This is a genomic window from Camelimonas fluminis (assembly GCF_014656355.1).
GTDB classification, from domain to species: Bacteria; Pseudomonadota; Alphaproteobacteria; order Rhizobiales; family Beijerinckiaceae; genus Camelimonas; species Camelimonas fluminis.
This window is the reverse complement of record NZ_BNCG01000007.1, coordinates 53,333-65,424: the sequence shown is the minus strand read 5'-3', so window position 1 is coordinate 65,424 and position 12,092 is coordinate 53,333. Positions and strand designations below refer to the sequence as shown.

10 protein-coding genes are annotated in these 12,092 nt (G+C 66.9%); 7 read left to right on the top strand and 3 right to left on the bottom strand.

Annotation, left to right across the window (positions count from 1 at the left end; genetic code table 11):
• Nucleotide 1 precedes the first annotated feature (1 nt).
• The 6 genes from IE243_RS10215 (at nt 2) to IE243_RS10190 (ending at nt 7,901) form a co-directional block, all read left to right on the top strand.
• Complete coding sequence (locus IE243_RS10215; RefSeq protein WP_191319265.1) at nt 2–1,546, top strand: TolC family protein; 1,545 nt, start codon at nt 2–4, stop codon at nt 1,544–1,546.
• 81 nt (nt 1,547–1,627) lie between these two features.
• The gene (locus IE243_RS10210) at nt 1,628–2,752 is read left to right on the top strand and encodes a linear amide C-N hydrolase (RefSeq protein ID WP_191319264.1); all 1,125 of its coding nucleotides are present in this window, start codon (nt 1,628–1,630) and stop codon (nt 2,750–2,752) included.
• A 78-nt stretch (nt 2,753–2,830) separates the two neighbouring features.
• The gene (locus tag IE243_RS10205; RefSeq protein WP_191319263.1) at nt 2,831–3,322 is read left to right on the top strand and encodes a hypothetical protein; all 492 of its coding nucleotides are present in this window, start codon (nt 2,831–2,833) and stop codon (nt 3,320–3,322) included.
• A gap of 132 nt (nt 3,323–3,454) precedes the next feature.
• Nucleotides 3,455–4,906 carry a H(+)/Cl(-) exchange transporter ClcA gene (gene clcA, locus IE243_RS10200; RefSeq protein ID WP_191319262.1) on the top strand — a complete coding sequence of 484 codons (1,452 nt, stop codon included), beginning with the start codon at nt 3,455–3,457 and terminating at the stop codon, nt 4,904–4,906.
• A gap of 249 nt (nt 4,907–5,155) precedes the next feature.
• Nucleotides 5,156–6,817 (top strand): hypothetical protein, encoded by a 1,662-nt coding sequence (locus tag IE243_RS10195; protein WP_191319261.1) that lies wholly within the window; start codon nt 5,156–5,158, stop codon nt 6,815–6,817.
• Nucleotides 6,818–6,941: 124 nt separating this feature from the next.
• The gene (locus tag IE243_RS10190) at nt 6,942–7,901 is read left to right on the top strand and encodes an alpha/beta fold hydrolase (RefSeq protein ID WP_244643047.1); all 960 of its coding nucleotides are present in this window, start codon (nt 6,942–6,944) and stop codon (nt 7,899–7,901) included.
• Between the two features lie 65 nt (nt 7,902–7,966).
• Here IE243_RS10190 and IE243_RS10185 read toward each other — a convergent pair whose 3' ends face one another.
• Both IE243_RS10185 and IE243_RS10180 read right to left on the bottom strand, forming a co-directional pair.
• The gene (locus IE243_RS10185) at nt 7,967–9,178 is read right to left on the bottom strand and encodes an MFS transporter (RefSeq protein ID WP_191319259.1); all 1,212 of its coding nucleotides are present in this window, start codon (nt 9,176–9,178) and stop codon (nt 7,967–7,969) included.
• 12 nt (nt 9,179–9,190) lie between these two features.
• Nucleotides 9,191–10,015, bottom strand: a complete 825-nt coding sequence (locus tag IE243_RS10180) for an aldo/keto reductase (protein ID WP_191319258.1) — start codon at nt 10,013–10,015, stop codon at nt 9,191–9,193.
• A 186-nt stretch (nt 10,016–10,201) separates the two neighbouring features.
• Between IE243_RS10180 and IE243_RS10175 the strand changes: the two genes are divergently transcribed.
• Nucleotides 10,202–11,119 carry a LysR family transcriptional regulator gene (locus IE243_RS10175; RefSeq protein ID WP_191319257.1) on the top strand — a complete coding sequence of 306 codons (918 nt, stop codon included), beginning with the start codon at nt 10,202–10,204 and terminating at the stop codon, nt 11,117–11,119.
• Nucleotides 11,120–11,146: 27 nt separating this feature from the next.
• Here IE243_RS10175 and IE243_RS10170 read toward each other — a convergent pair whose 3' ends face one another.
• On the bottom strand, nt 11,147–12,055 hold the full coding sequence (locus IE243_RS10170) for a DMT family transporter (protein WP_191319256.1): 909 nt from the start codon (nt 12,053–12,055) through the stop codon (nt 11,147–11,149).
• Nucleotides 12,056–12,092: the final 37 nt, after the last annotated feature.

Sequence of the window (12,092 nt, the reverse complement as noted above, 5' to 3'; positions counted from 1 at the left end):
CATGACGTTACACAACGCCTCCTGGCTCATCGTGAAACGGGTGAACCGCCATCTGCGGTCGGGCCTGCTGCTGGCGGCGGCGGGCAGTCTGGCGGCCTGCGCCACAAGCGCCCTGGAGAACGCGCCCGAGCATCCTGCGACGCCCTGGAAACCGAAGGGCGAACAGGCGGTGGAGGCCCCCGGCGGCGCGCCATCCTTCAGCGTGGCGCCGCAACCGGAAGTGGCGGGGCTGGAGGCGACGCCGGATATTTCGTCGAAGCGGGCCTATGACCTGCCGGAACTGATCGACGTCGCCCAGAACCGCAACCCGACAACCCGTCTTGCCTGGCAACAGGCGCGCCAGGCCGCGCTGTCGGAAGGCATGGTGGCGGCCACCTATCTGCCGGTCATTTCCGCCAGCGTCATCGGCGGTCGCCAGCGGGTGGGCGGTAGCGTCGACAATGCGTTGCCGGGCCTGCGCGACCCCAGCGTCACCGTGGGCGGCGTCACTCCGACGGTGACGCTGCAATGGCTGTTGTTCGACTTTGGCCAGCGCCGCGCCCTGCATGACGCCGCCCGGCACAATTCGGCCGCGGCCAATGTGCTGTTCAACGGCGCCCACCAGAAGATCATCTTCGACGTCACCCGCGCCTATTTCCTCTATGGCGCTGCGCGCAGCCGCGTGCGCATCGCCACACAAACGCTGGGCAACAGCCAGGCGATCGAAGCCGCCGCCGCCGATCGCATGGAAAAGGGGCTCGGCAACACAGTAGAGGTCGCCCAGGCGAAACAGCAGGTCGCCCAGGCGCGCTTTGGTCTGGTGCAGGCCCAGGGGGCGGAGCGCGGCGCCTATCAGGCGCTGCTCGGCGCCATGGGCGTCTCGCCGATGACGCAGATGCAGATCCGCGACGCCAGCGGCCGGGCGCTGTCGGCGAATTTCCAGGCTCCGACCGATGCGGCCATCCGCGCCGCCCTGGCGCGCCGTCCCGACGTGCTGGCCAGCTACGCGGCGATGAAAGCCAGCCGCGCCGGCGTCGCCGCCGCTGAATCGGAGTTCATGCCCAAGGTGTTTCTCAGCGCCGTCGCCGCCAGCGGCTCCAACAGCCTGAGCACCACGGGCCTGCCGACCATTGGCCAGCAGGGCTCCACCACCGGCTTCCTGGTGGGCGCGACCATGCCGATCTACGACGGCGGGCTGCGCGCCGCCCAGCTGCGCAAGGCCGAGGCGCTGGCTGATTCCGGCGAAACCACGTTCAACCGCGTGAAGAACGACGCCGTGCGCGAGATCATCGTCGCCTCCGATACGTTGCGTTCGGCGCTGGCGTCCTACAAGGCGGCCTCGGCGCTGGCCGATGCGGCGCGGGTGACCTATGACGCGGCGTTCGCCGCCTGGAAGTCGGGCGTTGGCTCGATCACCGCCGCCACCGCCGCCGACAGCGGTCTGCTTGTGGCCCGTCAGGCCCAGGCTGACGCCCACGCCGCCTCGCTGGTTGCCGCCGCCAATCTGGCCTTCGTGCTGGGGGCCATGACGTCGCGCGATACGGCGTCAGGCCTCATGCACCGGTGATGGCCCCGGATATGACCATTTTCCTTTTCTCGCGGATCATGTACCGCTTGACGCAATGAAGCCGGACAGGGGGATTTCTGGATGTGCACGTCGCTTGTCTATAAGGACGCCGCCGGCAAGGCCTATTTCGGCCGGACGCTCGAACTGACGGTGGCCTTGCCATACCAGCTTGTCGTCTTCCCCAAGGGCGCCCAGTGCGCGTCGGAAGTCGCCGGGCATCCGGCGGTGACGTTCGAGCGGCGGCGCGATTTCGTCGCCATCACCATGCCGGGTCGGCTGCCGACGACCGCCGCGCCGCTGGGGCCGGATGATCTCAAGGTCATCGAGGGCATGAATGACCAGGGCCTCAGCTTCAGCCTGTTGTCCTATCCTTCGGCTGGCGGCGCACAATCCCTGGACATGACCCAGGCCGCCCTGGCGGCTTCCGATCTGGGCGGCTGGATCCTCGGCAGTTTCGCCACGGTGGCTGAGGTGCGCGCCGGGCTTGAACGCCAGCCTGTGCTGCTGGAGCCGCTGGCCATGCTCGGCGGCGCCGTGTCGCCGTTCCACTATGTCGCCCACGACCCCTCAGGGGCGGCGCTGGTCATCGAATTCACCAAAGGGGTGATGCGTCTGTTCGACAATCCGGTCGGCGTCATGACCAATGGCCCGGAGTTCGACTGGCACCTCACCAACCTCAACAATTACACCTTCCTGAGCAACGTCGACCGTTCCAGCGCCACCTTCGGCGCGTTGGCGGCGCAACAGCCGGATTCGGGCATCGCCACCGCTGGTCTGCCGTCCTCCAGCACCTCGGTCGGACGTTTCGTGCGGGCGGTGTATTACGCCCAATACACGGAGAAGGCCGCCAACCCCGACGCGGCGGTGCGGACGCTGGCGCATATCATGAACAATTTCGACCGCCCGCGCGGCGTGTCCATTGATTGCTCGGCCAATGGCGGCGGCGGTCTGGAGGTGCAGGGCCTCAAGGCGGGGGACGGGGAGGCCTATGCGACGGAGTTCACCTCCTGGACCAGCATGAGCGACCTCGAGCGCAAGCTGTTTTTCGTCCGCGATTACAATGGCCTCAACTTCGTCAGCGTCGACCTGACGACACTCGCCGGCCTGGATGCGCCGCGCGTTGTTCCATTGGCGAAGATCGTGGATCAGGCCGGCGATGTGAGCCGCATCCTGGCCGCCGCCAGCGTGGCGCAACCGCATTCTTGAACCACCGCCGTTGCGGAGCCAGAATTGTCAATCACCCCGGCTGTGAATCGCGGCCTGGGGTCACCAGGAGACGATATCTTGAAGAAGGTGTTTTCCATCGCCGCCGCGCTTGCCGTCATGCTCGCCGCTCCGGCCTTCGCTGCTGACAAGGCTTTCGAATGCCCTGCGATCAAGGCGGGCGAGGAGCCGGCCGCGGTGAAGGATCTGCGCCTGAACTTTGGCAAGCAGGACCCGCTGAACGATCCGGACGCCCTCAACGCCGCCGTCGACAAGCTGCGCAAGGACGGGGCGAACCGCACCCTGGTGATCGATAACCTGATCAGCGCCTACTGCCCTGTGGTCGCGGCCAACACGATGCTGAACAACCAGCAGAAGGCGAGCCGCGTGCAGCGTTTCGCCAGCGTGGTCGTTCCGCTGGTCTACGGGCTTGAGAGCGCCGAGGAGATCATCCTGAACGTGCCGCTGCCGTCGTCGGTGATCGACGCCGTCAATGAAAAGGCGCGCGCGGCCAAAATCTCGCCCGAGGAGTGGGCGGCGGGCGCTGTCGAGCGCGCGCTCGGCGGCAAGTAAGCGGCAGGTCGGCCGCCAGGTCTCTGGAGCGACAGCTTCAGATCATCGAAGAAGGGACGCTCCGCCGCCGGTCATGATAGGCGTGGCGGGGCGGACCGCCACGATTCTGTTTCAGGGGAGGCGTCAGGCTTCATGATCGGGTCCGCGACGTCGCAACAGGCGGATGCGCCATCACTGAATGACGCCACGTCAGTGCAGGGCGCCAGGGTCTACCAGTTCCTCTTTGTGGCGCTCGCCGCGCTCGTTGGCGCCGTTATTGGTCTGATCGGCTCGGGCTTCCATCTCACCATCGACTATCTGTCCGCCTGGCCGCAATGGCTGGCGACCCGGGTTGCGCCCGACCAGCGCATCTGGTGCACCATGGGCGTGACCACGCTGGCGACGGTGGTCAGCGTGTTGCTGGTGCGCCGCCTGGCGCCAGAAGCTGGCGGCAGCGGCGTCCAGGAACTGGAAGGCGCGGTTCAGGGCATCCGTCAGGTGCGGTGGCGCCTGGTGCTGCCGGTGAAGTTCGTTGCTGGCGTCGCGGCGATTTCCTCCGGCCTCGTGCTCGGGCGTGAGGGCCCCACCATCCACATTGGCGCGTCGGTTTCCGCCGCCGCAGCCGACGCGACGCGCTGCACCACGATAGAGCGGCGCGGTCTGCTGGCCGCCGGAGCAGGGGCGGGCCTGGCCTGCGCCTTCAACGCGCCGCTGGCCGGGGCGCTGTTCGTGATCGAGGAAACCCGCAAGCAGTTTCCCTATACATTCCGCACCTATATGGGCGTGATCGCCGCGGCCGTCACCTCAACGATCGTGACCCAGGCGATCGCCGGAACCCGCGTTGATCTTCCGATGATTGGCCAGCAGGCGCCTCTGGCCACCCTGCCAGCCTTTGCGTTGCTCGGCGTCGCGCTTGGCGCCATGGGCGTGGCGCTGAACGCCGCCCTGCTTGCGACCCTGAATCTGGCCGCCGCCTGCAACCGGCGCGTCCCTTACCTGTGGCCGGCGCTGGTCGGCCTTGGCGTCGGCGCCCTGCTGACCGTGGCGCCGCAAACCGTCACTGGCGGTGAAACCGTCATCATGAAATGGGCTGCCCAGACGCCGGCGCTGCCAATGCTGCTGGCGTTCGTCGTCATGCGCTTCATCACCATGGTGGGCAGTTATTCGGCGGGAACGCCAGGCGGGGTTTTCGCGCCAATCCTGGCGCTGGCCGTCTGTTCCGGCATGGCGTTCGGCTGCATGGTCGAGTTCGCCGTTGTCCAGACCGGATTTGGCGGCGACCTGGGCGATGGGGCCTCGCCGCTGGCCTTCGGCATGGTCGCGATGGCCGCGCTGTTCACCGCCTCGATTCGCGCCCCGCTCGTTGGCGTTGTGCTGGCGCTGGAGCTGACCGGCTCCTATGGGCTGACTCTGGCCATGATGTGCGCCTGTCTCACCGCCAATCTGACGGCGCAATGGATCGGTGGACGCCCGCTGTATGAGCAACTGCTGGAGCGGACCTTGCTGTTGGAGGGGCGGGCCCCTCCGTCGGGAAGCGCAGCCGTGGGGCTGGCCTCCTGGGCCGGCGGCGGCCGCGATGCAGGCCCGGCGCGGGGGCGGGACTGACGCCGGTTCGCGCGCAACAGGCCCGGCGTGGCGGATGCATGCAAATCCGGTTGACATTGCCCCTGGCCCGACGCCGATCATGACGCATCTGGCGTGACGGAACCCTGCCAGGAGCTTCACATGAGGCGCTGCCGGCGCCGGTTTCGCCGCATCCTTTGATCCGCGGGATACCGGGCAGACCCACATCACGGCGTCTCACATGCTGCGGACGCACGCTGAAGCGGGGTTTCAGGAGGGGCGGGGCGTTTCATGGACCAGCAGCGGCCGATGGTGCGGGAGTTCCGGCAAATACTGTTGTGGCCGGTGCAGTTGTCGCCGCTGTCCGGGGCCGACGCCAGCATGCGGCATGCCGAACGCCTGGCGCGGCTGGCGAGCCAGTGGGAGGAGGCCTCCGATACCTTTGCTGGCGACGGGAGCGGTTTCGAGGAGCGCCACTACGCCGAGTTCGCCGCTTTCATGCCAGCGGTGCAGCGCTTTCTGTATGGCGAAAGCGACCAGCCGCGCGCTGGCGCGTCCTATGGCGCCTCGCCGGTGCGCATCTTCCGGCGCCGGGACGTGGCCACGGTGCGGGCGCAGTTTCAGCCGGAGAGCGCGCCAGTGGATTTCACGGTCGTTCGCGCTGCGTTGTATTTTTTCTACGACATTGATCTCGCCATTATCACCACCGAGCTTCTTTGCCACGATCTGACGCTGGACCAGGCGCAGGAGGCGCTGTTCCGGCTTGGCCGCGTGTATCCCACGACCTGGGAGGCGGACGGCTCGGGGACCAATTGCTGCGCCAGCATCAGCCTGCTGGACGCCGCCGGCGCTGTGCTGGCCGTTTCCGACTATGCGCACAAGACCCGTTATCTCGATTTCGTCCGGGCGCACCGCACGCCCCGCATTGCGTCGCACTGGCAGTATCTGATGGATCCGCTGGCGCCGGAGCATGAACAGGCGACGGATGGGCGGGAGCCGATCCGCTTCCGTCCGCTTGAGCACCAGCGCCTGCCAGTGTTCGGGTGCCTGGCGGTCGATCATCCGCTGGCCATCAGCCGGGAAGACTGGATGCGGCTGGCCCTGGTGGCTCCTTCCGGTCCCCGGGGCGTCGCCCCGTTCGCGCCGGGCTTTCTGGCCGATTTCGAGGCGCGTTACTGCTATGACCGGTTCTGGGAGCCGGCGGGGGGGCACAACCAGATCGCCACCCGCATTCTGTGTTCGGGCCAGGCGTTCATCATGGTCGGCGACGCCGCCGACCCGCGCTATGCCGATCCGGCGACTGGCATTACCTGCCAGTTCCGGCGGCAGTATTTCCTGCTGGGTCTGATCGCGCACTTCCACCGCGCTGCTTTGCTGATCTTTCGCGACCGGCTGGTGACGGCGATCAGCGGGCTGACAGACTATGCGCCGGAAACGGTGAAGCGTTTCAAGCGCGCGGTGCGGCTGACGCACGAAAATTTCCTGCGTTTTGGCCACCGCTACTGGTTCCAGGAGGTGTCGAACCAGGCGCCGGCCCACGACCTGTTCGCCATGTGGGGGCGGCACCTGGAACTGAACGGGCTGTTCGCCGAGGTGCGGCGGGAAGTGCTCGACATGATCGATTATCTCGACAGCGATTCTTTCCGTCGTCAGGCCAACACGGTGGTGCGGCTGACCGTGGTGACGTTTTTTGGCCTCATCGGCTCGCTGACGGTTGGCTTTATCGGCGCCGGCCTGGTCAGCGTTTCCGGGCGGGGCGCGCTGGAGAAGGTTTTCCATGTGCTGGCGGTGATCATCCCCGTGACGGCGCTCATTTTGTACACCGCCAAAAAATCACACCGGCTCGCCGAGTTTCTCGACGCCATTTCTGATGAGCGGCGCACGTTCTCCCACAAGGCGCGCGCATTCCTGCGCATCTGGCGGCGCAGCAGCGACCGGCCGCCGCGCGGCTGACGATCGGCGTCTGGCCAGACATGGATCAGGGCTGTCGCATTGGGTACGCTGCAACCAGGCGCACGCTCCGTTGCGCCAGCTTGGGGGAACAATGGTCAGCAGCCCAGAGGGTCCGGAATTCCGGATGATTGAAACCAACGGCATCCGTCTGCGCGCCGCCATGGCGGGGGAGGGGCCGCTGGTGGTTCTTGTGCACGGCTTTCCGGAGAGTTGGGCGGCGTGGCGACATCAGATTGGCCCGATTGCCAAAGCCGGCTTCAAGGTTTGCGCCATCGACTGTCGTGGCTATGGCGGCAGCGACAAGCCTCACCCTGTCGAGGCGTATGATCTTGAATCCATGACGGCGGACATCGCCGGCGTCGTGGCGGCGGAAGGCGGCGGCGCGCCTGGCGTGCTGATCGGCCACGACTGGGGCGCCTATCTCGTGTGGAATACGGCCCTGCTGCATCCAGACAGGATCAGGGCGGTGGCCGGCCTCTCCGTGCCGTTCATGGGCGTGTCGGAGCGCACGCTGATCGACGCGCTGAAGCCGGTTTACGCCGACCGCGGCAAGTTTTTCTATCAGGATTACTTCCAGGCGCCGGGCGTCGCCGAGGCGGAGGCCGAGGCCGATCTGGGCGCCTTTGTCCGGCGCTTCTATTTCTGGCTGGCCGGCGAGGCGCCGGATGGACTGGGCGACAACCGTCCGGCCAGCGCCAGGGTGCTCGATGGTCTGCCCGATCCACAGCCATTTCCCGGCTGGATGACCGAAAAGGACATCGCATATCTGGTCAGCGAATTTCGGCAGAGCGGTTTGCGCGGACCACTGAACCGTTACCGCAACCAGCACCGCGACGTCGCCTTCATGACGCCGTGGCGCGGCCGCCAGATCCAGCAGCCGGCGCTTTATATCGGCGGCGCGCGCGACGTCGTGCTCTCCATGGTCCCGGGTCTGGACATGATCGCCGCCATGCGGGCGAACGTTCCCCATCTCACCGACGCGGTCATCCTGGAAGGTTGCGGCCACTGGACCCAGCAGGAGCGCCCTGAAGAGGTGACGGCGGCGCTCGTCAACTGGCTGAAGAGCCTGCCTGACGAGCGTTGACCCGGAAAATGATAACAGGCCCGCTCCCGGAGACCTGGAGAGCGGGCCTGTCGCCGGGCCCTGCGTCAGGTGTCGCAGGCCGCCAGTTGCGGCGTTTGAGACCGGCTGCCGCTGAAGGCCAGCAGCAGACCGGCCGCCGCCAGCAGACCGCCGGCGATGATGACGGCCACATAGCCAAGGCCAAGGCCGATGACCGCCGCCCCGACGGCGGCGCCAACGGCGTTGCCGAGGTTGAACGCGCCGACATTGATCGAGGAAGCCAGCCCTGGCGCCTCGGAGGCGGCTTCCATCACCCGCATCTGCACCGGCGGCACGATGGCGAAGGCCGCCGCGCCCCAGACAAGCAGGCCGATGGCCGCGCCCACGTGGCTGGTCAGCGCCAGCGGCAGGATGAACATGATCGTCGCCAGCGCGCCCAGAAAGATCATCGTGGCGCCGTCAAGCGACCAGTCAGCCAGCTTGCCGCCCAGCCAGTTGCCGGCGGTGAAGCCGACGCCAATCAGAACAAGGCCGAGCGTGACGAAGCCGCCGGATGCGCCGGTCAGTTCCGTGAGGATCGGGGCGACATAAGTGTAGAGCGTGAACATGGCGCCGGCCCCCATGACCGTGGTCGCCATCGCCAGCAGCACCGCGGGCCGGATTAGGACGGCAAGCTCGCGTTTCACGTCCGGCATCACGCCGCGTTCACCCTTCGGCAGGGCGAACCACAGGGCCGCGATGGCGACAAGGCCGATCAGCGCCGTGCCAACGAAGGCGAGGCGCCAGCCGATCTGCTGGCCAATCCAGGTGGCGGCGGGGACGCCGCCAATGTTGGCGATGGTCAGGCCCATGAACATGGCGGCCACGGCGCTCGCCTGTTTGTCCTTTGGCACAACGCTCGCCGCGACCACGGCGCCAAGGCCAAAGAACGCGCCGTGATTGAGGCTGGTGACCAGCCGGGCGGCGAGCAGCGTGTAGTAGCCAGGCGCCGCGGCTGACATCAGGTTGCCAATGGTGAAGATCCCCATCAGCAGCATCAGCGCGGTGCGCTTGCCAAAGCGGCTGAACGCCAGCGTCATCACCGGCGCGCCGACCATGACGCCGATGGCGTAGGCGCTGATCAGCAATCCGGCCGTGGGGATCGACACGTCGACCCCCTTGGCGATGACGGGCAGCAGGCCCATCGGCGAGAACTCTGTCGTGCCGATGCCAAATGCGCCGATGGCCAGCGCGGGCAACGCCCAGCGGGTGTGGGAAGAGGTTTCGGCTGGATCAGCCGTCAGGGATGTGGCGCTCATGGCTGCTGGTCCTCACGCGTCCCAGGCCGGGGCAAGGCCCGCCGGGCTGACGATCCGGCCGTCCGGGCGGGCGAGACTGGCGATCGCCGCCATGTCGGAGTCGTCGAGAGCGAAATCGAAGATGGCGAAGTTTTCTTTGACGCGCTCCGGGCGCGCCGTCTTGGACAGGGCGACGTGGCCCTGCTGGACCAGCCAGCGCAGCGCCACCTGCGCGGCGCTCTTGCTGTATTTCGCGCCAATCTTTTGCAGCGCCGGATCTTTCGGAACGGCGCCATCGGCCATGCCGTAATAGGCGGTGATGGCGACGCCGCTGGCCCGCGACGCCGCCACAAGCGCCGCTTGCGGCAGATAAGGGTGCATCTCGACCTGGTTGGTCACGATCGGCGCCTGCGAGCGCCGGACCGATTCCTGCATTTGCGCGATGTTCTGGTTGCTGACGCCAACGAACCGGGTCTTGCCGGCGGCCTGGGCGGCGTTGAGCATTTCGATCTGCGCCGCGACGGGAACCTTGTCCGCTGGCCAGTGCAGCAGAAGCAGATCGACCTGCTCGACCTGCAACCGGTTGAGGCTTTCATCAATAGAGGCGGCGAAGCGGTCGGCGCTGTAGTTGTCGACCCAGACCTTGGTGGTGAGAAACAGCTCGTCGCGGCGGGCGCCGGCGGCGCGGAGCGCCTGGCCGAGGGCGGCTTCGTTCTGGTAAATCTGGGCGGTGTCGAAATGGCGAAAGCCGGCTTCAAGGGCAGCCGGAATGACGCGCTCCACCTCTGCATCGGACATGCGGAACACGCCGAAACCGAGAGCCGGAATGGTTGCGCCATGGGCGACGACGTTTTGCATGGGATACTCCTGGCAAGAAATCCGGCGATCTTGGCCGCCGCAAAATGGGGCTGCATCAGCATGCTTTCCAGGCAATGCCGGTTGTCATGGCAGGTGAGATAGCCCGCCGCCGGCCCCTTGATAATCCGTCCGTTCTGCACATCATTTGTGAAACGAAATCCAGGACGGACGATCGGCGGGTGAGTCATGGACAATCGCGTGGGAGAGATGCAGGTGTTCCTCCGGGTGGTCGAGGCAGGCAGTTTCTCGGAGGCGGCGCGCCTGCTGCGCATGACGCCGTCGACTGTCAGCAAGCTGGTCTCGCGCATCGAAACCAGGCTTGGCGTGCGTCTTGTCGAGCGCTCGACGCGGCGTCTGTCGCTGACGGCGGAAGGCCAGATTTACTACGAGCGCAGTCAGGCCCTGCTGCATGACCTGGACGAGGCGGAGCGCGAGCTTTCGCAAGGCGCCGCAACCACCGGCGGCACGGTCCGGGTCAATGTCTCTGTGGCTTTTGGCGTGCTCTGTCTGGAGCCCCTGTTGCCAGAGTTCTGGCGGGCCTATCCCAATATCGTGATCGACCTGTCATTGTCGGACGAGATTGTCGACCTGTACCTCGACCGCACCGACGTCGCCTTCCGCACCGGGCCACTGCCTGATTCAGGCATGATGGCGCGCCGCATTGGCGTGGCGCACCGCAAGATCGTCGCCGCGCCGGCCTACCTTGAGCGTTACGGAACGCCCCGGACAGTGGACGACCTGGCGCGGCATAACTGTCTCGGCTTCAATTTTCGCCGGGCCGCGCCGGTGTGGCCCATCAGGGAAAGCGGCCGGATTGTTGATCGCGCGGTGCGGGGCTCGCTGCTCACGAACAATGGAGAAACCGTGCGGCGCATGGCGCTGGCTGGCGTTGGCCTGGCGCGGATGGGCGACTATCACGTGCGGGCTGACGTCGCCGCCGGCCGCCTTGTGGAGGTGCTGGCCGACGTCGTGGCGCCTGACGAGGAACAGATCCATGCGGTGTTTCTTGGAGGGCGGCGCATGCCACAACGCGTGCGCGTCTTTCTCGATTTTGTCGCGCCCCGTCTCCAGCAAATGCTTGAAGGAGCAGAGGCGCCGTGCTGAACCCGGGAAGCGGCCGCCCGGGTTCGCTCAGGCGCGTCCAAGCGCCAGGCCGACGCCGCCAAGCGTCAGGGCGATGGCGATGACCTCGCGCAGGCCAAGCGGCTCGCCGAGAACCCCGGCGGCGGCGACCGTGGCGATCGCCGGCACCAGCAGCATGCCGGCTGCGGCGCCAGCAGGCGGCAGGCGCCGCAGCGTCGCAAACCAGGTCAGATAGCAGACCGCCATGGGGATCAGCGTCATGTAAACGAGGCAGGCAAAACCGGTCAGGGACAGCGCCTGATACGACGGCGTTTCAAACGCCACGCCCAGAACCAGCATGGCGAAACAGCCAATGCCAACCTGCCACGCCACCGCCGAGAAAGGGGGCAGGGGCAGCGGCGTCCGGTTCAGGATGTTGCCCAGGGCGAACAGCACCGCCGCCGCCAGCGACAGGGCGACGCCCAGCATTCTTTCTCCGCTGAAGGAGAAACCTCCGCCGCCCAGGAGCAGCGAGACGCCGGCAAGGCCCAGCAACACGGCGGCGATGTCGCGCAGGGTGGGGCGGGCGCCCCGCAGCGGCCAGGCCAGCAGCAGGGTCCAGATGGGCATGGTGTAGACAATCAGCGCGCCCTCACCGACGGAGATGAACTTCATCGCCACCGTGGTCATCCCCATCCAGGCGAAGACATTGGTGAATGAGGCAAACAGCAGTTGTGGGATCGCGGCGCGCGGTATGGCGAGCGATTGCCGTCGGCTGATGGCGATGGCTGCGAGAATGCCGGCGGCGGCCACGCCCGCGACTCCCCGGGCGAACAGGGGCGGCCAGTCGCGCAGCAGAATCTTCATCAGCGGCCAGTTGAGCCCCCAGCCGATTGCCGTGATCCCGAGGCAGGCAAGGCCTGCGAGACGTGCGCGCCGGGCGGCGTCCGTTTCAGCAGCGTCCGTTCCAGTCGTCATGGGGCCCCGGGTTGGAGAGCGCTTCGCCGTTGTGGCA